At 67.8% G+C, this 21,669-nt stretch carries 20 protein-coding genes and 3 pseudogenes; 11 read left to right on the forward strand and 12 right to left on the reverse strand.

Translation table 11 applies throughout. From position 1 onward, the window contains the following. Positions 1 to 47 precede the first annotated feature (47 nt). The 3 genes from txtB (at position 48) to txtC (ending at position 6,055) form a co-directional block, all read left to right on the forward strand. A complete protein-coding gene (txtB, locus tag STRTUCAR8_RS26010) occupies positions 48 to 4,514 on the forward strand; it encodes a thaxtomin non-ribosomal peptide synthetase TxtB (RefSeq protein WP_006379172.1) in 4,467 nt (1,488 codons plus the stop codon). Between the two features lie 34 nt (positions 4,515 to 4,548). Beyond that, positions 4,549 to 4,746, forward strand: coding sequence for an MbtH family protein (locus STRTUCAR8_RS26015; protein ID WP_006378732.1), 198 nt, complete (start codon positions 4,549 to 4,551; stop codon positions 4,744 to 4,746). Positions 4,747 to 4,867: 121 nt separating this feature from the next. Further along, positions 4,868 to 6,055 (forward strand): thaxtomin biosynthesis cytochrome P450 TxtC, encoded by a 1,188-nt coding sequence (gene txtC / locus STRTUCAR8_RS26020; protein ID WP_006378739.1) that lies wholly within the window; start codon positions 4,868 to 4,870, stop codon positions 6,053 to 6,055. A 240-nt stretch (positions 6,056 to 6,295) separates the two neighbouring features. Here the strand turns inward: txtC and STRTUCAR8_RS26025 are convergent, their stop codons facing one another. The 5 genes and pseudogenes from STRTUCAR8_RS26025 to STRTUCAR8_RS54515 all read right to left on the reverse strand — a co-directional run. After that, the gene (locus STRTUCAR8_RS26025) at positions 6,296 to 7,987 is read right to left on the reverse strand and encodes an ISAzo13-like element ISStu2 family transposase (RefSeq protein ID WP_006378839.1); all 1,692 of its coding nucleotides are present in this window, start codon (positions 7,985 to 7,987) and stop codon (positions 6,296 to 6,298) included. 54 nt (positions 7,988 to 8,041) lie between these two features. After that, on the reverse strand, positions 8,042 to 8,404 hold the full coding sequence (locus tag STRTUCAR8_RS54510; RefSeq protein WP_006378922.1) for a hypothetical protein: 363 nt from the start codon (positions 8,402 to 8,404) through the stop codon (positions 8,042 to 8,044). 545 nt (positions 8,405 to 8,949) lie between these two features. Continuing rightward, positions 8,950 to 9,111: a hypothetical protein gene (locus tag STRTUCAR8_RS53495; protein WP_006379005.1), complete on the reverse strand. Its 162-nt coding sequence runs from the start codon at positions 9,109 to 9,111 to the stop codon at positions 8,950 to 8,952. A 10-nt stretch (positions 9,112 to 9,121) separates the two neighbouring features. Further along, the gene (locus STRTUCAR8_RS55170) at positions 9,122 to 9,250 is read right to left on the reverse strand and encodes a hypothetical protein (RefSeq protein WP_267889083.1); all 129 of its coding nucleotides are present in this window, start codon (positions 9,248 to 9,250) and stop codon (positions 9,122 to 9,124) included. Positions 9,251 to 9,787: 537 nt separating this feature from the next. Further along, positions 9,788 to 9,913 (reverse strand): annotated as a pseudogene (locus STRTUCAR8_RS54515) (glutamate--tRNA ligase); the annotation flags it as partial. Positions 9,914 to 10,443: 530 nt separating this feature from the next. Between STRTUCAR8_RS54515 and STRTUCAR8_RS26040 the strand changes: the two are divergent. After that, positions 10,444 to 10,713 carry a hypothetical protein gene (locus tag STRTUCAR8_RS26040; protein WP_006379026.1) on the forward strand — a complete coding sequence of 90 codons (270 nt, stop codon included), beginning with the start codon at positions 10,444 to 10,446 and terminating at the stop codon, positions 10,711 to 10,713. Positions 10,714 to 11,285: 572 nt separating this feature from the next. Here STRTUCAR8_RS26040 and STRTUCAR8_RS26045 read toward each other — a convergent pair. The 3 genes from STRTUCAR8_RS26045 to STRTUCAR8_RS26055 all read right to left on the reverse strand — a co-directional run bounded on the left by STRTUCAR8_RS26045 (position 11,286) and on the right by STRTUCAR8_RS26055 (position 15,103). Continuing rightward, positions 11,286 to 12,047 (reverse strand): TIGR02391 family protein, encoded by a 762-nt coding sequence (locus tag STRTUCAR8_RS26045; protein WP_234372777.1) that lies wholly within the window; start codon positions 12,045 to 12,047, stop codon positions 11,286 to 11,288. Positions 12,048 to 12,215: 168 nt separating this feature from the next. Beyond that, positions 12,216 to 14,690 carry a caspase family protein gene (locus tag STRTUCAR8_RS48435; protein ID WP_006378918.1) on the reverse strand — a complete coding sequence of 825 codons (2,475 nt, stop codon included), beginning with the start codon at positions 14,688 to 14,690 and terminating at the stop codon, positions 12,216 to 12,218. After that, positions 14,687 to 15,103, reverse strand: coding sequence for an effector-associated constant component EACC1 (locus tag STRTUCAR8_RS26055; protein WP_158697460.1), 417 nt, complete (start codon positions 15,101 to 15,103; stop codon positions 14,687 to 14,689). Before STRTUCAR8_RS26055 ends, STRTUCAR8_RS48435 begins: the two co-directional genes overlap by 4 nt. Before the next feature lie 146 nt (positions 15,104 to 15,249). On the opposite strand from STRTUCAR8_RS26055, the gene STRTUCAR8_RS26060 reads away from it, so the two are divergent. The 3 genes from STRTUCAR8_RS26060 (at position 15,250) to STRTUCAR8_RS26070 (ending at position 17,354) form a co-directional block, all read left to right on the forward strand. After that, positions 15,250 to 15,516: a hypothetical protein gene (locus STRTUCAR8_RS26060; protein ID WP_044472834.1), complete on the forward strand. Its 267-nt coding sequence runs from the start codon at positions 15,250 to 15,252 to the stop codon at positions 15,514 to 15,516. Positions 15,517 to 16,083: 567 nt separating this feature from the next. Then, positions 16,084 to 16,818 carry a hypothetical protein gene (locus STRTUCAR8_RS26065; RefSeq protein WP_158697461.1) on the forward strand — a complete coding sequence of 245 codons (735 nt, stop codon included), beginning with the start codon at positions 16,084 to 16,086 and terminating at the stop codon, positions 16,816 to 16,818. After that, the gene (locus STRTUCAR8_RS26070) at positions 16,815 to 17,354 is read left to right on the forward strand and encodes a hypothetical protein (protein WP_006379154.1); all 540 of its coding nucleotides are present in this window, start codon (positions 16,815 to 16,817) and stop codon (positions 17,352 to 17,354) included. The genes STRTUCAR8_RS26065 and STRTUCAR8_RS26070 overlap by 4 nt, the downstream gene beginning before the upstream one ends. A gap of 92 nt (positions 17,355 to 17,446) precedes the next feature. Here STRTUCAR8_RS26070 and STRTUCAR8_RS26075 read toward each other — a convergent pair. Further along, positions 17,447 to 17,662: pseudogene (locus STRTUCAR8_RS26075) on the reverse strand (SDR family oxidoreductase); the annotation flags it as partial. Between the two features lie 81 nt (positions 17,663 to 17,743). Between STRTUCAR8_RS26075 and STRTUCAR8_RS26080 the strand changes: the two are divergent. Continuing rightward, on the forward strand, positions 17,744 to 18,205 hold the full coding sequence (locus STRTUCAR8_RS26080; protein WP_006379143.1) for a hypothetical protein: 462 nt from the start codon (positions 17,744 to 17,746) through the stop codon (positions 18,203 to 18,205). Between the two features lie 337 nt (positions 18,206 to 18,542). Here STRTUCAR8_RS26080 and STRTUCAR8_RS55810 read toward each other — a convergent pair. The 3 genes and pseudogenes from STRTUCAR8_RS55810 to STRTUCAR8_RS52750 form a co-directional block, all read right to left on the reverse strand. Then, positions 18,543 to 18,701 (reverse strand): annotated as a pseudogene (locus STRTUCAR8_RS55810) (helix-turn-helix domain-containing protein); the annotation flags it as partial. 21 nt (positions 18,702 to 18,722) lie between these two features. Further along, positions 18,723 to 19,022: a hypothetical protein gene (locus tag STRTUCAR8_RS26085; RefSeq protein ID WP_044472836.1), complete on the reverse strand. Its 300-nt coding sequence runs from the start codon at positions 19,020 to 19,022 to the stop codon at positions 18,723 to 18,725. Between the two features lie 499 nt (positions 19,023 to 19,521). Continuing rightward, on the reverse strand, positions 19,522 to 19,794 hold the full coding sequence (locus STRTUCAR8_RS52750) for a hypothetical protein (RefSeq protein WP_158697462.1): 273 nt from the start codon (positions 19,792 to 19,794) through the stop codon (positions 19,522 to 19,524). Between the two features lie 142 nt (positions 19,795 to 19,936). Between STRTUCAR8_RS52750 and STRTUCAR8_RS54520 the strand changes: the two genes are divergently transcribed. The 3 genes from STRTUCAR8_RS54520 to STRTUCAR8_RS51875 are packed head-to-tail and all read left to right on the forward strand — an operon-like array spanning position 19,937 to position 21,574. Then, positions 19,937 to 20,422, forward strand: coding sequence for a hypothetical protein (locus STRTUCAR8_RS54520; RefSeq protein WP_006378791.1), 486 nt, complete (start codon positions 19,937 to 19,939; stop codon positions 20,420 to 20,422). Positions 20,423 to 20,456: 34 nt separating this feature from the next. After that, positions 20,457 to 20,675, forward strand: coding sequence for a hypothetical protein (locus tag STRTUCAR8_RS50190; RefSeq protein WP_006379217.1), 219 nt, complete (start codon positions 20,457 to 20,459; stop codon positions 20,673 to 20,675). Further along, entirely contained in the window at positions 20,672 to 21,574 is a 903-nt protein-coding gene (locus tag STRTUCAR8_RS51875) for a hypothetical protein (protein ID WP_006379140.1), read from the forward strand. Before STRTUCAR8_RS50190 ends, STRTUCAR8_RS51875 begins: the two co-directional genes overlap by 4 nt. Positions 21,575 to 21,669 lie beyond the last annotated feature (95 nt).

A 21,669-nucleotide genomic window follows, 5' to 3' on the forward strand; every position in this document is an offset into this window, starting at 1 on the left:
ATCCCAGGGCCAGCCCGTCCGATCCCATCCTCTGTGAGGTCCACTCGATGTCCACGCTGCCGCCGGGGCGAAGCCGTACCACGGCCCCGCCCGCCGGGCCCCAGGCCAGCCCCGAGTTCACCCCCGACCTGTGGGGACGGCTCTTCGAAGCCCGTGTCGACGCCGACCCCGAATCCACCGCGATCAACTCCGCGAGCGATCGGCTGAGTTACGCCGAACTGAACTGGCGGGCCAACCGCCTGGCCAGACTGCTCGTCGCACATGGCGCCGGCCCGGAGAGCCTGGTCGGTATCGCCCTGCCGCGCTCGACCGACTTCGTGGTGGCCGTGGCGGCCGTACTGAAGTCGGGCGCCGCCTACTTCCCGCTGGACCCGGAATATCCTCCGCAACGGCTGGCGTTCATGCTCGCCGACGCCGCTCCCCTGCTGGTTCTGACCAGAAGCGACATCGAGCCCGAGCTGCCGGCCGAGGCGGCCTCCCGCACGGTGGTCCTGGACGACCCGGCCGTCGTACGGACCCTGACCGACCGCTCCGCAGCGGACGTGACCGACGACGAACGCGTCGCCCCGCTCCGGACCTGGCATCCGGCCTATGTCATCTACACCTCGGGTTCCACCGGTACTCCCAAAGGGGTGGTCCTCACCCACCACGGCATCGCTGGCCTGGTGGGCAGCCATGCGCGAGACCTGGGGATCGGGGCGTCCAGTCGGCTCCTGCTCTTCTCTTCGCCGAGCTTCGACGGCGCCTTCTGGGACGTGTCGATGGCTCTACTCACTGGCGCCACGCTGGTGGTCGCGCCACGTGAACGGCTCCTGCCCGGACCGGAGTTCAGCGCACTCGTTGCCGAGGAGGGCATCACCCACTTCGCCCTGTCGGCCTCCACACTCTCCGCCCTGCCGGACGGCGCTCTGCCCGCCGGGGCCACCGTCGTCAACGTGGGCGAGGCATGCAACGGCGAGCTGGTACGCCGCTGGTCGCCGGGTCGGCTGATGGTGAACGCGTACGGGCCGACCGAATCGACCGTCTCCGCGACGATGAGCGGACCGCTGGCCGCGGAAGGCATGCCGCCCATCGGCCGTCCGCTCTCGGACACCCGCGTACACGTGCTCGACGAGCGGCTCCGGCCGGTACCGCCGGGGGCGGTCGGAGAGATCCACATCGCCGGAGCGGGGCTGGCCCGCGGGTACCTGGGGCGACCCGCGCTGACTGCTGAGCGGTTCGTGGCCGATCCCTTCGGGGCGCCGGGCAAGCGGATGTACCGGACAGGTGACCTGGCGCGGGTGCGTGACGATGGGCAGCTGGAGTTCGTGGGCAGGGTCGACGACCAGGCGAAGATTCGGGGTTTCCGCGTGGAGCCCGGCGAGGTCGAAGCCATGCTGCGCGACCATCCCGAGGTCGCGCAGGCTGCGGTGCTGGTCCGGGAGGACACTCCGGGAGACCAACGGCTCGTCGCCTATGTCGTGCCGGACCACCCGGCCGTTCGTCAGGCCGACGGCACCGCCTCGGAGCACGTCGGAGAGTGGCAACGGCTCTACGACGAGGTCTACAGCACGGTAGGAGCGCTCCCTCTGGGTGAGGACTTCAGCGGATGGAACAGCTCCTACGACGGCGATCCCATTCCCCTGCCGCAGATGCGAGCCTGGCGGGATGCCACGGTCGACAGCATCCGTGCCCTGCGACCGCGCCGAGTACTGGAGATCGGCGTGGGCACCGGGCTGCTGCTGTCCCACCTCGCCGGTGACTGCGAGGCGTACTGGGCCACCGACTTCTCCACCGAGGTGATCGAGGCACTCGGCAAGAAAGTGGACGGCGACCCGGTGCTGCGCGAGACGGTCCACCTGCGGCCCGGCCCCGCACACAACCTCCCCGGCCTCCCAGAAGGATACTTCGACACCGTTGTCCTCAACTCGGTGATCCAGTACTTTCCGTCGGCCGACTACCTGGTGAGCGTCCTGCGCGAGGCGGTACGCCTGCTGGCGCCGGGCGGCCGGGTGTTCGTCGGCGACGTCCGGCACTTGCGTCTGCTGCGCCCGCTGCGCAGCGCCGTCCGGCTGCGCTCCGCCATCGGGCGGGAAGTCTCGGCCTCCGACGTCCGTGCGGCGGTCGACCAAGACTTGATGGACGAGAAGGAGTTGCTCCTCGATCCCGCATTCTTCACGGTCGTATCCCGGTGGATTCCGCAGATCCGCGGGGTGCGCACAGCGGTGAAGCGCGGCACGCACCACAACGAACTGACCCGTTACCGGTACGACGCGGTGCTCATCAAGGAGCCGGTGAAAACCGGTACTGTCGCGCCGGACGCGCGGACCCTGACCTGGGGCACGGATGTCGGTGGACTGCAACCGTTGTCCGGCCTGTTGGCCCGCATCCGTACGCCACTGCTGCTGCGCGGCGTACCGAACAGCCGGATTCTCGCTGAGGTCTCGGCTGCGGCGGCGCTGGCCACGGCCCCGTCGCTCGACGAACCGTCGCGGTTGCTGCGCGAACCGGCGACCGGGATCGACCCCGAGGAACTGCACGCCCTGGGCGAAGGTGCTGGCTACGAGGTCCACCTCACATGGTCAGCGCAGGACCCCACGCGAGTGGACGCACGGTTCACACCCGCGGGCGGTGAACCGGACGCCGTCCCGCCGGCGGACTCCGCCGACAGTGTCAGGACGTCCCCCGGTGACCACGCCAATCAGCCGACCACGCACCGGACCGGCATGGCTCTGATGAGCAAGCTCCCCGGTTATCTGGCCGCCAGGCTCCCCGCGTACCTGCGGCCTAGCGCCCTGGTACGTGTCGAGTCGCTCCCCCTCACCGTCAACGGCAAGCTCGACCGCGCGGCGCTGCCCCCTCCCCTGCTGTTCCCGCAGGCCGACGGGCAGGCACCCCGCACTCCGCGCGAGGAGATCCTCACCCATCTCTTCGCCGATGTGCTCGGCCTGCCTGGGGTGCCGAGGGACGCCGACTTCTTCGCCCTGGGCGGCAACTCGCTGCTGGCCACGCGCCTCGTCGGCCGCATCGCGAAACACCTCGAAGTAGATGTTCCGATCGCCTGGGTCTTCGAGACACCGACCGTCGAGGGCCTGGCCGGGCGTACCGCGCCGACGAGCAGGTTCCGCCGACGGCTGGTCTGCCGCGACGAGCACCACACGGCGGTGCCGCTCTCGCACAGCCAGTACGGCATGTGGTTCATCAACCAGCTCGGCGGACCCGCGAGCCGGATCTACAACGTGCCGTACTGCCTGCGGCTCACGGGCCGGGTGGACTCCGCGGCGTTGCGGATCGCACTCGACGACGTCGTGGCTCGTCATGAACCTCTGCGCACTGTCTTCCCCGACGACGGTGACGGCCCCCGCCAGCGGGTCCTCGCCCCCGAGGACGCCGTGGTGGTCCTCCATGAGACCGATACCTTCGAAGACCGTCTCGCCGGCGAACTGTCACGGGCCGCGGCGGAACCCTTCGAGCTCAGGACGGACCTTCCCCTACGTGCACGCCTGTTCCGGCACGGCCAGGACCGGTCCACGCTGCTGCTCCTGATGCACCACATCACCGTGGACGCCTGGTCACTGGCCCCCCTGACCGCTGACCTGACGCGTGCCTACCGTGCTCGGCTCGGGCAGCGGGCCCCGCAGTGGCAGCCGCTGCCGGTCCACTATCGCGACTACGCCGTATGGCACAACGCCCAGGTAGCCGGGACCCAGGACCGCAGCAGCGGCTTCGGGCGCGGGCTCGCCTTCTGGGAGCGGATGCTGCGAGGTCTTCCGGTCGAGATGCAACTGCCGGTCGACCGGCGCCGGCCAGCCAGACCCACCTACCGTGGCGGCACCGTCCATACCCGCATCGAAGCCTCCCTCCACCAAGAACTGCTCAACTGCGCGCGGGAGACGGGCGCGACGCCCTTCATGGTGCTGCACGCTGCGCTCGCGGCACTGCTGACCCGGCTGGGCGGCGGCACCGACATTGTCGTCGGCACCGCTGCCGCAGCACGCACGGACCCCGCGCTGGACGACCTCGTCGGGCTGTTCGCCAACAGTGTCGTCCTTCGCGTCGACACTTCGGGCGACCCGACATTCCGCACTCTGCTTGCCCGTGCCCGTGCCGTGGACCTCGACGCCTTCACCCACCAGGAGGTCCCCTTCGACCAGGTGGTGGATCTCCTCAACCCGGCACGCCACCCGGCACGTCACCCGCTCTACCAGACGGCCCTCGTCCTCCACACACCGCCCGGCGACGGCCATCGAGCCCACCTCGTCACCCTCACCCCCGAACCGCCCCCGGACACCGGAACGGCCCGCTTCGATCTGATGTTCAACTGGGACGAGAACCGGGACAGCGCCGGCCTTGCCCAGGGCCTCACCGGCCGCACCGAGTACAGCTCGGATCTCTTCTCCCAGGAGACGGTCGAACTGCTCCTGGAGCGGTATGTCCTGCTGCTGTCCGCAGTGGTCCGCGAGCCGGACACACGCCTTCACACCCTGAACATCCTCACCGAGCCGGAACGGCAGGCCTTCTCACGACGGCCGTAGCCCTCCGACTCCGTATCACCGGGAGAAATCCTCCATGCCTTCACCCTTCGACGACCACCACGGGCAGTTCTATGTACTCCGCAACGAAGAAGGTCAGTTCTCACTCTGGCCGGATTTCGCTGACATCCCCTCCGGGTGGCATTCCGTGAGCGGGCCCGTCTCCCGCGACAGCGCCCTTGGCTACATCGAGGGGCAGTGGACGGACATGCGCCCGACGTCCGCCCGTGCATGACCCTGCCAAGTCGGCACCCAGGCACGACCCTGCCCACTTCCTCAGTTTCGACCACGCGGTATGACGTGAGGCGCCGCCATGATGCCGCACGAGCCCGCGGCATTGGAAAGGAAACGGCACCATGGAATCTACGCCCGACCAAGCCCACCCTACGAACTCACCGTTGGAGCCCTATCACATCTACCCGGAGGCCAGGTCCTGTCCGGTGGCGAAGGTCAGCCTGTGGAACGGCACACCAGCGCACGTGTTCTCCGGGCATGACGAGGTGCGGACCGTGCTACAAGACAGGCGGTTCAGCTCAGACTCGCGACGGCCCAACTTCACCGAACTCACTCCGACGCTCCAATCGCAGGCCGCGCAACCGCCGTTTGTACGCACCGACAACCCTGATCATCGGCGCCTACGGGGCACCGTCGCCCGTGAGTTCCTGCCCAAGCGCATCGAGCTGCTGCGCCCCGCGATCCGCGAGATCGTCCAGGGTGTGCTCGACAGGCTCGCCGAGACCGCACCTCCCCAGGACATGTTCGAGGCCTTCGCCGTCCCCGTGGCGTCCGCGACCGTCTTCCGGCTGCTGGGGATTCCGGCCGAGGACCGCGCATTGCTCACCCGATGCGTCAAGGGCGTGGTTTCGGCGGTGGGGAGCGAGGACGAAGGTGCTGAGGTGTTCAGGATACTCGGCGAGTACATCGGCGGCCTCGTCCAAGACTCCTCCGCACTGCCCGAGGACAGCATGATCCGGCGTTTGGTGGAGGGCCCGTACTCCGCGAAGGAGCTCACCTTCCACGAGGCCATCGGCGTGATCCTCATGCTCATCGTCGGCGGTTACGACACGACGGCGAGCACCATTTCGCTGTCCTTGGTGAGTTATGCGCTGCACCCGGAGAAGTTCTCCTTCGTCCACGAACGGCCGGAGCGGATCCCCATGCTCGTCGAGGAGTTGCTGCGCTATCACACTGTCGCGCAGCTCGGGCTGGGCAGGATCGCCACCGCTGACGTCGAGGTGGGCAGTGTCACGGTGCGGGCCGGCGAGATGGTGGTGGCCGCGCTCTCGCTGGCCAATCGAGACAAGAGTGTCTTTCCTAACCCGGACAAACTCGACTTCGACCGCCCGTCCGTTCCTCATGTCGGCTTCGGCTACGGACCACACCAGTGCGTCGGCCAGGCGCTGGCCCGTGTCGAACTTCAAGAGGCCATTCCTGCCGTGATCCGACGACTGCCCGGCCTGCGGCTCGCCTGCACTCTGGAAGACCTTCCATTCCGGCACGACATGTCCACCTACGGCGTCCATGAGCTGCCTATGACCTGGTGACCAGGTCTGCCGCGAGGCGCACTTCGGGGTCACGACCGGCTGTCCAGCTGCCGCAACATCGCGATCCGGTCGCACTCCATGGCTGTACGCACCTCACCTACAACCTCCACCGGATGACCGTCATCGCCCGGTGAACGATGACGGCACCCGACGCCCGACAACTGGACCACTCCCCAGCGACAGCCCTGCCACCAGGCCAAACCCTTTTTCAGGGGCAAGTAGCTAAGGGCCCGTAAAGAATCAACACGTTGCTGCGGTCTCTGCAGTGAGGGTCACGCCGTGTGCGGCGGCGTGGACGAGGAGTCCGGCCACGGTGTTGAGGTGTGCTGCTGGGGGCCGGAGTGTGTGTGCGTGCTGGTCCATCAGCCGCCGGATCTCGCTGGTGGTGTGGCGGATGGTGTCCTTGCTGACGGCGAAGAGGTGGGCCAGCACGGTAGGCGGCAGGGCGAGGTTTTGGTGCAGCACGGTGACCAGGACCCGGTCGGCCAGGTCGAGTTTGGCTTTGCGGCCGCCGCCCGGGGCCCGGCGTCGCTCGCCGCCGTCGCGTCGGGCGGCGGGGTCCTGTTTCTGCAGCGTCTGCCAGTCGACGGTCAGGGTCTCAGTCAGCTCGGTCAGTGCGGTGCAGGTCATGCCGGTCAGCGCGGGATGTGACAGAGCTCCGCGGTCGAAGACCGCCGTCGGCCCGAGTGTTGGTCCGGTGGGGCCTGCCGGGCTGGCGGGGTGAGGGTGCACGGTGCAGTTCCAGCTGCCCTGAAAGGCATGTCCGGTGACCGGCACTGCGTTTAGCTCCGCATCGCTGACCTTCACACCGATGGGATAGGCGCCGGTGTCGAGTTCCGCGTGGACGGTGAGACCGGTGCGGGTGGTGGTCGCGGCGATGGACTGCACGACGACCTCGTGGCTGTTCAGCGGTCTGCCGCGCCAGTTCATGGTGATCCCGGAGAACAGCCGATGCTCCACCTTGTTCCACTTCGATGTGCCTGGCGGCATGTGGCAGACCGTGACGGCCAGGCCGGTCCGGGCGGCGAACGCAGCCAGCTCGGTCTTGAAGGCCCGGGTGCGATAGCCGTTGGAGCCGCCGGCATCGGCAGTGATCAGCAGACGTCTGGCCTGCGGATAATCGAGGCGTCCTTGCCCGTTCCACCAACTGTTGATCGATTCGACCGCGAAGGCTGCGGTGTCGTGATCCGTACCGACGTTCACCCATCCGGTGTTCGCCGCCAGGTCGTAGATGCCGTAGGGCAGGGCCTTGCCCAGTGCATCACCGGGGAAGTCATGGACGTCAACCCGCACGGGCTCACCGGCCGGCCGCCATTGACGTCCCGCGTTCTTGAACTCCCCGACGACTTCCTTCTTTTTCGTGTCCACACTGACCACCGGCTCGCCGTCCGCCTGATGGTCCTTGACCTGGCCGTTGATGTACCGGAACTGCGCATCCCGGTCGGGGTGTTGAGCGCCCTCAAGGGTCTTGGCATTGGCCTGCAGACTGAAACCGTTCTCCCGCAGCAGCCTGCCCACGGTCGGCGCCGAGGCGGCATGGCCCTGGCTCGTCAGCTCCCCGGCCAGAGACCGCAGCGACCTGGTCGTCCACCGCAGCGGCGACATCGGATCGCCCCGCTCATCCGGCTCGACCAGCGCCAGCAGAGCTGGAACGAGCAGCGGGTCAAGCTCCTCGGCGCTCTTGCGACCGCCGCCGGCCCGGCGCACCCGGCCATCGGGCAATGGGTCCTCACCGCCCTCCAGCTCGAAGACCCCCTTGCGCACCGTCGTCTCGCTCACCCCTGCGGATTGGGCGACGGCCCGGACCCCGCCGTGGCCCAGCAGCCGGGCCTCGGCGGCCAGCGCCAGCCGCTGCTGCCGCTCATTCAGATGAGGTAACAACACCCCAAGCTTCAGGGCAAGTTGGTCACGAACCTCGTTCGGTATGGGCATACCACACCAACGACAGGCAGACCGGGAAGCAACGTGTTGATTCTTTACGTGCCCTTAGTGAACGGCCCGCAGGTCGCCGTGGACGATGCGGTTGCCGTGGGCGAGGCCGGGCCAGACGGCTTCGAGTTCGGCGAGCTGCTCCAGGCGGTCACGGGCGGCGCGGGCGAGGTCGGTCCACCAGGAGTCCGGCAGCTGGGGGACCGGGCCGTTGGAAAGGACCGGCTCATCGACACGCGCCGACAGTTCCGCCCGGTAGGCGGTGGTGTCGTCGACGGCGTCGTGGACGACCAGGCGCACGGGCCGGTGGCCATACAGGTCGCCGAAGGCGTGCCGGGCATCGACGGCACCATCCCACACCTTCCCCGACGCCTTGTCCTCCGGTGTGAGGAGAACGGGCGGAACCGGCTGGCCAACCAAGCGCGCCGTGGTGACTCATCGGGACACGTACGAGACTCGACGGGGACACCGATAGGACGCCGGCTGACGCTTGTGTACCTCTTGAAGTTCTGCGCACGTCCTCACGGTGTCTCGCGCATGCCCCGGCAGGGCCGCACTGGCGTCGCACACAGAGCCTTCGGAGGACTCATCTGTGCAGGGATGCCGGGTGGTGTCTCCTAGGAGACATGATCGGGACACCACAGGGACGTCGTCGTACTTCGCTGCGCCTCTTCCAGAAGGGCCCGGCTGGCGCTTCCGCCGACGGAGCAGCTGTTGGCGCGGGCCGCGAGTATCGAGGCGAAGTGGATCATGCACCCCGCAGAGGTCTCGGCCGAGGAGGTCAAGGCCACCCAGAAGTCGCGGAAGACCACGACGCGTTGGTGGCGAAGCTCGTCGCTAACTGGCCGGACGTCCCCGAGAAGCGCAAGGCCGAACTCGGTCGCCTCCTGACTGGCCCCTGATACGACTCCTGATGCAACGAAAACGCCCCGGCTCACCGGGGCGTTTTCGTGTGTGCGCTCAGGTCAGCGCAGGCCGTCTGTGTCGTCGTACTCTTCGCCGACTGGGAGTGGCCGACGCTCGTCTCCTGGGTCCTCGCTGTAGATGACCGCGGAGACCGCGCTGTCGTAGGCATCATTGAGGGCGTTACCGCTTGTGCCGAGCATGTTCTCCCAGTCGATTCCCATGCCCCCGAGATTAGCTGTACCGCTTGAGGATCTCGGCGCTGCGGGCGTTGAGCTCGTCAGCCCGGGCGAAGATCGCGGGTTCCGCTTCAGGGGTGCTGTGCCGGTCGTCGAGCTGGCCTCGGCATGGGATCAGGAGCAACAGCTGAGACGAAGGCGCTCTCGGTCATGGTCGTCATCGTCTGAATGAGGACCGATAGGGACGAGACCTGCATCGAGGTGTACTGGTCTGTGCGCCCTCCACCCGGCGCGGCTCCTACGATCACCAGGTCTTCGCCGCCACCCCGACCCACACACCTTCCGTCTCACCCCATACTCGAGAAGCCGATGCCTGAGTTGGACTGCCTCTAGATGGTCCACGGTGTCAACGGTCACGCTCCTCGCGTCTGGATGCCCGCCGAACCGGCGTCGACCACCGCGATGGGCTGAAGGCACGACTGGGACACCATCCACGCGGCCGGTTTCTCGCCGAACAGCCCCCTTCCGGGAAGCCGGTCGTTACCGTGGGGAGCTGCACCTGCGACATCCCAGCGGCCGGCGATCGAGAAAGCCGAGCGCGGCATCACGTGCACGCACAAGGGAACGTGGCGGCCTGCCTCCCGGTAGTTGACATAGCAGTGGGGCTTGGTGTGCCACCCCGCGCACACCGGGCCCCACTGTCGTCAGCTCGCGCCGACTGAAGCCTCGCGACTGCCACGTCGATCCGTGCCGACGTCCGCTCACGGCCCAGTACCTGCACCGACTCGAACAGCGGCAGCCCCACCATCCTGCCCGTCACCGCGACCCGGACCGGCGCCTGTTCCCGTGCGCCGGTCCTGCCTCGCCCGATCTTCCCCGCGGCCCAGTCGTCCCACACCTCATCCGGTGCGGGGTTCTGGCGCGTGCGGGGACGTCAGCACAGAGTGGCGCCTCGAAGCGCTTGGTGATCAAGTGAGGCAGAGGCGTCACAGGCATGTCGTACACGATGAGGTACGACAGTCCGGCCGCGATTGATTCGGACCCGAGTGGCGATGGACCGCCAGGCAAGTAGTGACACGAATTGGACAGCGATAGACCTGATTGACTAGTTGATGCACGAGTCGATAGGCTTTTCAGATAAGCCTTGATAGGCGAACCGGGGAGACGCTACTCGTGAGAACTTGACATGCGCCGGGAACCGACTCGACATCATCGCCATTCGCGCTGTCCAGGATCACTAGAACGAAACCCGCTTCGAGAGAGACCAGGCCAACCCCAGCCCGACCGTGCCGCGGCTCATCACTGAAGAGCTCCACAGCCGACGCCGAATCCGGGCCGTGATCGCCAAGATCACCGACACCGAAACCGAGGCATCCCATGACCAGCCCCCCGGCCGAGGACTCCCCCCACCTCACCGTCGCCGAACTGGCCAAGCGCTGGAAGACCACCCCGAACGGCATCCGAATCCGCCGCCATCGAGGTCGCGCCCCGAAGGGCTTCAAGAGCGGAATCCAAGTGCTCTTCCCGCTCTCCGAGGTCGAGGCGTGGGAGGCCAAGCGGATGGCTGAAGACAAGCCCTCCCACCGCGGCACGACGGTCGAGCACCGTCCGGCCGAGCCGCTCCGCGCCCGCCGCGCGAAGGCCTAGCACCCCCTGAAAACGCCGAAGGGCCGCTCCGACTTGCCGGCCTCTACCGTTGTGAGCGCGGGGCGGACGAGCGGCCTACCCCTGACGCCGCCTCCGCTTTGCAGGCGCCTGAAAACCCAGCAATACGCCCGCGTCCGGCAGGTCGTACGGCGGAGCCAGGCGCTGCCGCGGTCCCGATCCTCCTCCTCTGTCCGAGGCAGCCGCTGCTCAATCAGCCGCTTCAGGCGAGCGTGGGCGGCAGCGGCTTCAGCGTCCTCTCCGATGCACCTCGCGAGTGCCCGCATGGTTGCCCGCGCCTGGTGTCGGCGGCGGCTGAAGTCTGGTTCTGGATCACTTTCAGTGCCAGAGCCACGGAGGGTCACCACACTCGCGATCATGAACGGCCTCGCGGCGAGGAGGACTCGTTTACCTGTTGACTGAACTACTCAGGGAGTTTGCGCAGTTCAGGAGACATGGGCTGCAGGATTACCGAGGCTATAGATCGGCATGGAATGGGCGTAGAAGCGGATACTGAGGGGCCGGAGGGCACTGCAGTTGGCTGCTCGCTGGCCCCGCGCCGTGACGCAGGTAGGTCAGATCGGTCCTTCGCACGTGTCGATCCAGTGCGCGAGGAGGCTCTTGGCTGCGAGGCGTTCCAGTGCCTGCTGGACAGTCATCTCGTCGGACGCCACGTGGGTGGCCGTGTTACGGACGGTCATGTTGAGTCCGGGCACGTACTTGGACAGACCGTTCTGCATAGAGATGACCGTGCGGTCGCTCGGGTCCCCGGGCCACGTCAGTATCGGACTCCGGGCGTTGAAGACCTTCTCGTAGACGTTGGTGGCGTCCATGTCGGCCAGCCCGGTGCGGGTCTTCAGCTGGGAGGTGAGGGTTTCGGCGGCGCTTTGTACGGCGAGACGGAAGTGGCCATCGAGCCAAAGCTTCCGGGCGGCTTCCCAGATCGTCGGGTGCATCGCCTCCACTCCGGTAGTCGGAGGGAGTTCAGCCTCCGCCTTGTCAGTCAGCGCCTCCAGGCGGCCCAAGATCTGCTCTGCGGAGTCGAGCACGTCACCCGGTTCCAGCAGCGGCTTCGGCGTGGTGACGGTCCTCCAAGTCGCGATCGGGTCCACGGGCTCGGGGAAGCCGGTGACGCCTATGTACATCCGGGTCAGGCCGGGGGCCGCCGACGCGCGGCCAGCTGCGCGTGCCACCCGGTCTGTGGCGGCCTGCAGCTCTTCAGGCGGCACGCCTTCCCGGGCGACCGCCGCAGGCAGGAGACCACGCCCGAAGCGAGCGTCCTTCGTCTCCATGTGGAGCTCCATGAATGCCTTGAAGGAGTTCTTGAACTCGGTCACGGCTTCGGTGGTCTTGCGGAGGTACTCGGGGTTCCGGGCAGCGTCCCTGCTGCTGATCGTGTCACGTGCCTGGCAGATTGTTGCCCGAGTAGGGGCAGAGCCGGCGGAGTTCACGGAACAGGCTACGGAGTACGGCGCCGCCGCTGAGCAGAGAAGGCGAAGGGCGGGTCACTTCTTCTTCGGACCCGTCTGGCGAAGCTGTGTCATAAGGGTGTGGCGGCGGCCCGCGTAGCGGACTATGGCCTGGTCGAGGCCTTCCGGTGAGTCATCGATTCGGTAGTGCTCCAGGGTGAGGATGCGCAACCCGCCGTGTCGAAGGCGGAAGGGGAGGAGCCACCACGCCTTCGGCGGGGCGACCTTGTGGCGTGGATACAGCACGAGGGCGTGCTCCTTGGGGTCGGAGCGGGCCACGATTCCGATGCGTTCCACGTCCCGCCACCGAATGTGCAGTTGGAGAATGCCGAACGCTCTGATGGTCAGCCCGGAGGGGCCTATGTGAAGGTGTATGTGGTGTGTGCCGGTGAGCAAGTAGGCAAGGAAACCGAAGAAGGAGAGGGGAAACCATAAGTTGTTGAGGGCTGCGACCTCGTCGGGAATCTGTGGAAGGTCGGCTAGCGCTGAAGTGATCATGGCGGGAACCCAGAGCACCAGCCCTATGAGGGCGGACACCTCCATCGGTTGACGGCCGACGAACGTGGAGCCGGTCCTGAGCGGCGCCGGGACCCTGGCAGAAGTCCGCAGCCAGGCCTGGCCGGGCAGGGCGAGCTGCTCTTCGTCGGCGAACCTCGCGAGCGCGGTCTCCAGGAGCCGCCGATCATGCGTTATTTCCGGCAGCAGACACAGAGTCAGGGCACCCGGCACCAGTTTCGGCAGCCACCAATTCGTGCGGTCGATCCTCTCCTCGATGCGCCCGATGGGCCGGATCGCAAGCAGGCCCAGGTGGCGAAGGCCATGGGGCCAAGTCACCACGCCACGGGGCCAAGCCACCACGGCGATCCGCTCGATCTCCGACCAGGCGTACGCGATCTGCAGTGTGCCCCGGGTCAGGGTCAACCCGGCCGCGCCGACCGTCAGCCGTACCGGTCGCACGAAACGCGAAATGGCGAACCAGGTCGTGCTGAAGGACAGCGCGCACAGGACCAGAGGCGTCAGCGCCGAAAAGACCTCCACTGGCCGCATGAGCTCACGGAGCGGAATAGTTATGTAACCCATGGCCGTGCCGAGCACTGCCAAGACAGCGAGGAAGCGGCGGTCGGCGGTGAAGACAGGCTCTGTGGTGGCAGCCCGCCGTACGGCGAAGTCGGGGCTGGGGGTCCACGCGGCACCGGCATACGTGGCAAGCGCGCTCTCGACGGCTTCCGGCTTTTTCCTGATCCTGCGCAGGTCCGCAAATCGGAGAGTGCCCTCCGCATCTTCCTGGTGGGGCCCAGGGGTGCCCCTACCTGCCATCTGTGGAAGGACTGCGGGCATGGGGCGGACCATGAGGTCGTATCGACGGCGACGTAACCGGCTCTGGGGTCTTTGCCGTATCCAGCACCGACTTATCCCATGCCACGGGTAGGAGAAGTGCCTGGAGTTCCCGTACTGCAGTTCGATGCCGTCCGAGCTCAGCACCAGTGAATAGTCAGCCGGGTTCCGCCTTCCGAGGAAGTGGAGCAGCGCTATAAAGGCCACCCCTATAAGGACCACAGCCACATGGCCCGGATTGGCCAGGTCAATCGAATCGCCTTCGAGCGGCGGCAGTGCGGATATAGCCATCAACAGGCTGAGAGAGACCGGTAGCGCGATGCCCCAATTGCGGATGTGGTGGAAAGTGCGGCTGGGTTTGAAGCGGATCTCACCGCTCGGGGGGCGATCGCTGGACGTCTCCTCCGCCGTACCGTCTCCCGTCACCGCCCTGACCGGCAGGATCCTCGCCCTGTTGCGTACCACCCCCAGCCGCGCGTGCCCGTCGGAGCTCTGCTGGCGCGGTTCCGGGTAGCCGCGTCGGGACAGAGACTTGGTCAGTGGGTCGTAGAGACTACTGAGGGTCAACAGCTCGGGGCTGCCCGGCAAACCGTCACGGAGGAGTCGGATGAACTCTCCGGTGAAGGCGGTGTAGCGCTCGCCAGCGGGGGCGTAGGAGGGTGCGTTCGCGGAGGACGTGAGGATGTAGGTGCCCCGGATGGTCAGGGCGTCGGCCAGCTCGGTCCGGCCCATGAGCGTGTCCAGGACGCGGCCGCTGTTGCAGCAGTCGAGGATCAGGATCTTGTTTGGGCAGGGTGATTCCTCGAGGATCTCCCGGATTGCGTCGAACGGGATGGCCGTCCAGCGCAGATCGCTCTCGTCCGTGCCGGTCAGCGCGAGGTGCAGGATCAGGTTGTCGTTGAGGACGCCATGGCCTGAGAAGTAGATGAGCAGGGTGTCGGTGGCTGTCATGGCGGCCTCGCGGATCGTGGCGCAGACCGAGCGCGGATCCGGGGCGTCCTGCACGACCGTGCAGCGTCGGCTCGGGAAGCCGCCGAAGGCGTCGGACGTCAGCAGTTCCTGCAGGACCTCTAGGTTGTTGCGTACGGCGAGGAGGTCCGGCAGGTCACTGTCGTAGCGGGAGGTGCCGATGAGGACCGCGCGGGAACCCCGGGGGTCCGGCAGTCGGAGGGTCACGGCTGACGGTGGTCGCGCAGCGCGGCGTCGAGAAGAGTCCGGGCGTCGTCGGCGGAGTCAGCGGTGATCTTCACACTGCGGCCATCAGGCAGCGTGAGTTCCGCTGTAGCCGCCGCCCGCCGCGCCTTGAGCAGCGCCGGGAGCGAGCGCACGAGGGCGCTGACGGCGCCGCTGCTGCCGATGGCGATGGCCAGCAATTCGATGCCGGACCCCATCTGCCCCTTCTCGGGAGCCCTGGGTACCGGATGTACCCGGCCGCGTAGTTCAGGCTCAGCAACCAATCCTCGACGCAGGAGGAACAGGTCGTCGTCGGTGGCGGAGGGGGCATGGCCCGCCTGGTCGGTGACGCTGTCGGTGAGCAGTCTCAGCATTACGTCCAGCATGTCGTCCCCCGACCGTGGTGTCTCGATCACATGCAGGACAGTGTGCAGTACGGGAGGCGAACTGGCCCAGCCCTGTGCGGGGAGTGATGCCCCGTCATCAGCGCTGTCGAGCCCACCCCGCTGTGCGACCTGGTGGCTCCCAGGCACTCAACGGGCTTGCCCGATCAGGTCCGGCGATGGAACATGCGTTCCAGCACGGCCCGGCAGCCCTCACCCAGCGGGTGGAACGTAAAGGCGTGGGCCGGCCGGTGCCACGCGGCCACGGTGAGCCGATCGCGATCGAGGGCGAGACGAAGTCAGTGGGGGCGACCGTCGCCAAGTCAGACAACGGGATTATGGGCTGCCCCGGAGCGCGGCGTGGGCACTGCAGCCGGCTGGCGCAGTTGGTCGGGAAGAAGATCGCCGTGGCCGTGCCGGAGGTAGGCGAGTGCCTGTTCGTCTGAAATCGCCCTGTTGTCGCCCACGGCCCGTGGCCATGACCTCTCCCGCGTGGCTCCGCGTCAACCAGCCCACTGCCCGGCGCCCCTCGCTGATCGTTGGAGTTACCGCACCTACACGCACGCGTCGGCTGGGTGATCGTCACCGACATCACGCTTTCAATTTCAGTAGCTCCTGGGCGGTGGGGGTGCAAAGAGAGGCGTCGCGGTCGGCTTCACGGCGTTGCGCCGCGTCGTTCTCGTCCTGGGGGAACAGGGGCATGGGGCAACGCCGTCCCGTCAGGGGACGGTCTCGATGGTGCGGTGGCGGCCAGAGGAGGCTGGGTTCGGTCGGCGCACTTGGTGCGCCGCAGCTACGGAAACAGCAGGAGTAGGCGCTCGTCACTGGTGGAGACTGCGACGGAGATCAGGGCGCCGTCGGCGGTCTGGGGCTGTGGGTCGATTGCCGCAGACGCCCGTGCTGGCCTATCTTAGATACGGAGGCGTCGTTTCAACGGATGGGAGTGTGTGGTGATGGTCGAGCGCACTGAAACCCCTGCTGTCCGTCCGTGGCCACTCGTGGAGTGGCATGACGTGCTCAGCGCCTACACACCGACAGACCGGCCTACAGAAGGGCGGCTGCGTACGCTGCGGCGCAATGACATCGTGTCCGAGGGCGTCCAGGGCCTGCTCAAAGCACGTGCTGGCCGTTTCAGCGGAAAGCTGTCCCTGTTCTGCGAGCTGAACCTGGACGCTGCCGTGCTTTCACGCCGCGGCCTGGCCGAGATGGCGGGACAGTATCGCTCGGCGGCCAGCACCCTGGAAGAGAGCCTGCGGAAGCTGCTCGTCGAGCACAGCGTGCAAATCGCGGAGCTCATGCGCCCCACTGAGCCCCGCAGACGTGAGGCCTGGCACGTCCTGCTGCTCTTCAGTGAGGCGGTGAGCGAGGCCCGTGAGCATCTTCCTCCCGTTCCGGACGAGGACGCAGTGCCGGGAATTCTTGAGGCCCGGACAGGGCAGTGGGTGCGCTTTGTCGCTTCCGTCGGCACGGGCCGTTACGACGTGCCCTGGCAGATGGTCCGGTCGGCAGACCTCTCGGTCGGGGATCCTGCTGTCCTCTTCCGTGAGCTGCTCCCCAACGGCAACGCCGTGCTGCGCCTGCAGGCCGGCCTTGACCCGAGACAGGTCGAACAAGCGGACGACGTCGATGAGGAGCTGGACCCCTTGGAGGCAAGGGCGCTGAGACGTCCCCAGCCGCAAGCGGCGAGAGCAACCCTGCTGGCATCCCTGGAGCACGAGGAGCCCCTGGCCAGGCGGGTCCTGGGGTGAGCGACGTCCGGTGGCGCCCGGCGGCCAAAGCAGATCGGCAGAGACTGCAGCACTTCACCTGCTGCCCCGATTCCGACCATCCGCGCAAGAGTGACTGCGAACAGCCCTGGGCCCATGAGGTCCAGGGCTATCTGCGCCAGAAGGCGCTGCCCTTCTGCCTGCGCAACCCCGCAGCACGTGATCAGCGACTACTCTTGGTCGAGGATGGGCCTGCCCTCGTCGGAGCGGCCGTACATGCCCTCACCGATGTTGACGACCCACAGGGCGTACGCGACCGCGCCATCGTCGTCTACGCCGTTGCCCTCGACTGCCAGGGCAAACAGCTCTCGGACGGGAGACAGGCCTCCCACGCCGTCCTGGACGCGGTCGTCGAGGACGGCGTCTCACGTCACGAGCAGGGCGTACGTATCGTCATGAACGCCCTGGTCGACCCGCGAAACATCTCCTCCTGCGCCTGCCTGCGCAGCTACGGACTTCTACCTCGGGGCCGCGATGAGTCCGGAGAGTTTGTCCTTCACTCCGCGAGGATCAGCTAAGCCCTCCACGGACGACCGGCTGAGGCGGCAGTCGACATCGACCAGGCTCTGGAACCCGGCCTGTCGGCGACGGGTGAATCGTGACGCTACACCGCCTGCCGCACTTGCGAGGGCGCGGCGATGGACGACTGCGTCCCGATGAACACCACCGAGCCGCCCCGCTCCTTCAGTCCCGGCAGGCATGCCCGTGTCATCCGCAGCGTCCCCAGCAGGTTCACGTCGAGCACCGACTGCCAGGTCGCGAAGTCGGCGTCCTCCAGCCCGCCGAAGTAGCTGTCCCAGGCGGCCACATGGACGACCGCGTCGATCCTGCACCTGCCGAGAACCTCATCCGCCCTGGTGGGAGGCAGTGTGGTGGCGTGCCGGGAACTGCGGGAACATGACCGACCGTGCTGCTGCGCCTGCTGCCGATGAGCGACCATGGCAATGACGCCGAGATCCTCGCCCTGCGCCGTCAGCTCATGGTGCTGGAACTCCAGCTCGGCAAGGAGAGGGCACGGTTCACTCCGGGTGGCTGGGCATTCCTGGCCGCGCTGCTGCACCGTCTCGCGCGCGACGCGCTGCGTCAGGTGCGGCTGGTGGTGCGGCCGGACACGGTGATGCGCTGGCACCGTGATCTTCTCACGCGCCGCCATGCGGCCCGTTCCCGGCCCAGCCGCCCGGGCCGGCCCCGCACCGTCCGCTCCGTCCGCGTCCTGGTGCTGCGCCTGGCCCGGGAGAATCCCGGCTGGGGCTATTGGCGCGCCCACGGTGAGCTGCTGGTCCTGGGGGTGAAGGTGGCCGCTTCCACGGCACACGGGAGAGCAAACCTGCACCGGCCGACCATGGACAGCCCAGCACCGCACCCCTGACTCCACCCCGGCGACAGCGGCAAGTTGGTCGCAACCGTCCGCGTGAGCGGCACGGCGGCCCGTCACCTGCGGCGCGCGGCCGCGTTCCAGCAGCGTCCGGTCAACGATGTGGCGGCCGACTGCGTGCGCGACGAACTGCACCGCGACGTGTACGACGTGCTGTACACGAACGTCGAAGACTACGCGTCCACGGCCGACGGCCTGTCCCAGCGGCTGGCGCTGCTGGTCCGTGAGCTGGGCGCCCTGCCAGCAGGCGATGCCGCGAAGGCGATAGCTCAGGCGGCGGCCCCCGGTGCGAACCCCCTGCAGAATCGTTTGACCACTGGAAGTCGCAGTTACGACGCCACTGCTCCACCGAACGCTCGCTCACCCGCAGCTCCTTGGCGATGTCCGCAGTCCTGGCACCTCGTGCGAACATCTGCCCGACCTCCAGCCGGATCCCTTCACGCGCAGCCCGCCGCTCGGCGGCCAGGCCCCCACCATCCGCGTACCGCATAACAACGGAATACCGCAGGGATCACCCAACGTCACCACTCGAAGGCAAGCCGAAAAACTCAGTAATTGCCTCGTATCGATAGTTTTCGATGGCGCGGAACGACGGCCTGCTCCCCGCACAGCGCTCACTGTGCGGCGCACCAGCTGACACGGCTTCCGAGCTGGACAGCCGAACGGATACGCCCACGCGCCCCGGACCGCAGGGCCCCATGGTCAGCCGGGCGATCAACGCGTCCTTGTCCTCCGGCGTGGCCTTCTCGGCCCGCTTCGCCCGCGAGACCCAGCTCGCCAGCGTCGTCTCGTTGATCCCCAGGTCCTCCACGGCCTCCGGGACCGCTTCCCGGTCTTCGTCACGATGCGTACCGCCCCCTCACGAAACTCCGCCGTGACCTTCCGACGCTTCTCCCTACCCCGGGCGGGAGCACGAGCCGTCACCCGCATCGCTCGCGCCCGCCCCCGGAGATCCACCTGATCCAGGTGATAGCACGACGCCTCACACCCCAGGCGGTATCCGCGAACTCCGGTCGGATGATGCGCATTTCTGTTACGTTGCTCTACTTGCCCGATGGTGGTGGGAGCCGTGCGCGTGGACGCGCGGGCGATCGTCCGACCTGGGTTGCCGCCCGGCGCCAGGGCCACCGCCCCTCCCCCACCGCCGTCGGTTCACCTCCCGCGTCGGACCGGCACGGACCGGACATCCGAACGACGTCCGGTCCCGTTGCGGAGGAACTGTGTGGCATAAGAGGGACACGACCGGCCCCGTCCTGGCCGGTGACGTCACGAAGGAGGGGACAGTCGCCGGTTTCGGCTACGCCCCTTCCTCACAGCCGAAGGCGACGTGCGATCGGCTGCTGCTGAACGGCGACGAGACCCTCGCCGAACCGCCGGACCGGCCCGTCCCGAGGGCTGCGGTTCATCCGGATCGAGGCGTTCGACACCGACGCCGCCGTCACCGCCACCGGACTGCTACGGTTCGGGCACTCCTGGGCCGCCGTCCACGCCATCCACGCCGCGCCCGGCCCTCGGCCGCGCACCCGGCCGAGCGGTTCCTCCTCACGCTGACGCCCAAGGCGTACGCGGGCACCGGCGTCCATGCAGTCCACCCCAGCCAGTAACCGTGCGCCTGCCGAAAAACTCATCCGTCCTGGTGGGGGCTGGTGTACGGGTGGTGTCGAGCGCGGGCGCTCGGGCGGGTGCTCTGAGCGCCTGGTGAGTGCCCCGGCAGGATGATCTGTCGTGCTGCTTCGACTTGCCTGTCTGGGTGTGGCGAACGTGTTCGCCCTGCTGCGGCTGCTGCCGGTGAGCAACCAGGACAAGGACGCGGAGATCCTCGCGCTGCGTCAACAGATCACCGTGCTGAAACGCCGGCTCGGCCGGGATCGGGTGCGGTTCGCCCCGAGTGACCGGGTGTTCCTGGCCGCGCTGCTGCACCGGCTCCCGCGCGGTGTGCTGCGCCGGGCACGGCTGCTGGTGCGCCCGGACACTGTGCTGCACTGGCACCGTGACCTGGTCCCGCGCCGCCACGCGGCCCGTTCCCGGCCGGGCGTCGTCGCGATGATGTGCGGGTTCGCCTGTCGTCGCTTTGCGGACGTGCTACCACTGTCCTATGGCAGACGCAGCAGCGGCCGACGAGCGCTGGGCGAACCGGATCGTATGCCTCGAACGCGAGTCCCTCGCGCGGGAGAGCCGGAACGCGGGCCCCGATCTGGAACGGCTGTTTGACAGGATCCTGCAGGCGGCCAGGGACCGGCTCCCGGTGGCGGAGCTGCTGCGCGACCTGCTCGGCAAGATCGACACCGCCGACGCGCGTAGTGGGCTCTCGCTCCCGGGGCGGCCGGTGATTCCGACCGGAGTGACCGTCTACATATGCCCGCGCGACGCCTGTGACCGGATCAGCGGCCGACAGCGTCCCGGGGCGCCGAAGCAATCGTGCAATGTGCACAATCTCGACCTCAAGCATGCCCGGTTGTCGTGAACGTGTTCCTCGGCGAGGTCGCCAAGCACCTCGCCGGCCACTGGGCGCGGCTCGTCGTGCTCCCTGGCCTGCTCTACATCGCCGTGCTGGTGGCGGCGTACCCCTTGACCCCGTGGCGGAGCGACGTCGCCATGGCGGACGCACTGGACCTGGCGCTGGTGCCTGACCATCTCCGAGCGATCGCGGCGGACATCCGCGGTAGCGGCGCGGCCGCGATGGCCGCGGTCGCAGTGTTCCTCCTGGTGGGCGCGCTGCTGCTGGGGCAGGCAGCCGGAGGCATGGCGACCTTTGTCGAGAGGTTCTGGCTGGGCGTGTGGCCCTCACGGGCGGCGGAGGCGTCGGCACGTCGGCGCCGACAGGCTTGGGCCGCCTACGAGTCCCGGATCCACGCCCTTCTGACGCCGCCGACTTCGCCGATCCGTCTGGCGGCGGTCGCGGCGTACCGCATGCGCCAGTACAAGATCAGTCTGAGCCCACCGCAGCGGCCGACCTGGATGGGTGACCGTATGGCCTCCGTCGAGACGCAGATCGAGGACACGTACTCAGTGCCGCTGCGCTCGTGCTGGCCACATCTGTGGATGGTGATGCCGGACCGGGCGCGCCAGGACCTGCAAACCGCCGCACAGAGATTCCGCGAGCAGGCGGTGGTCGCGGGATGGGGATGCCTGGCGGTCGCCGCGGCTGTGTACTGGTGGCCCGTGGCGATTGTCGTCCCCGGGTTCCTCCTGGTCGCGTGGCGGAGGGGTCGGGACGGCCTCGACCAGTTCGCGCAACTCGTCGAAGCGGCATTCGACCTCTACGCGGCCGAACTCGCTCGCGCGCTCGGGATAGCGGTGCCCGGACAGATGACGGCCACCGAGGGCGCCGAGATGGCGGAGGTCGTGGTGAAGTACGAATGATCTTCCACAGGCCGCCCCGGACCTCGTACGGCTACGACCCGCCGCTCAGGGCGCGCGCGACAGGGTGGGAGTGCCGCCGGGAGGGATGCGGCGTA

This window comes from Streptomyces turgidiscabies Car8 (assembly GCF_000331005.1).
In the GTDB taxonomy this organism is placed as follows: Bacteria; Actinomycetota; Actinomycetes; order Streptomycetales; family Streptomycetaceae; genus Streptomyces; species Streptomyces turgidiscabies.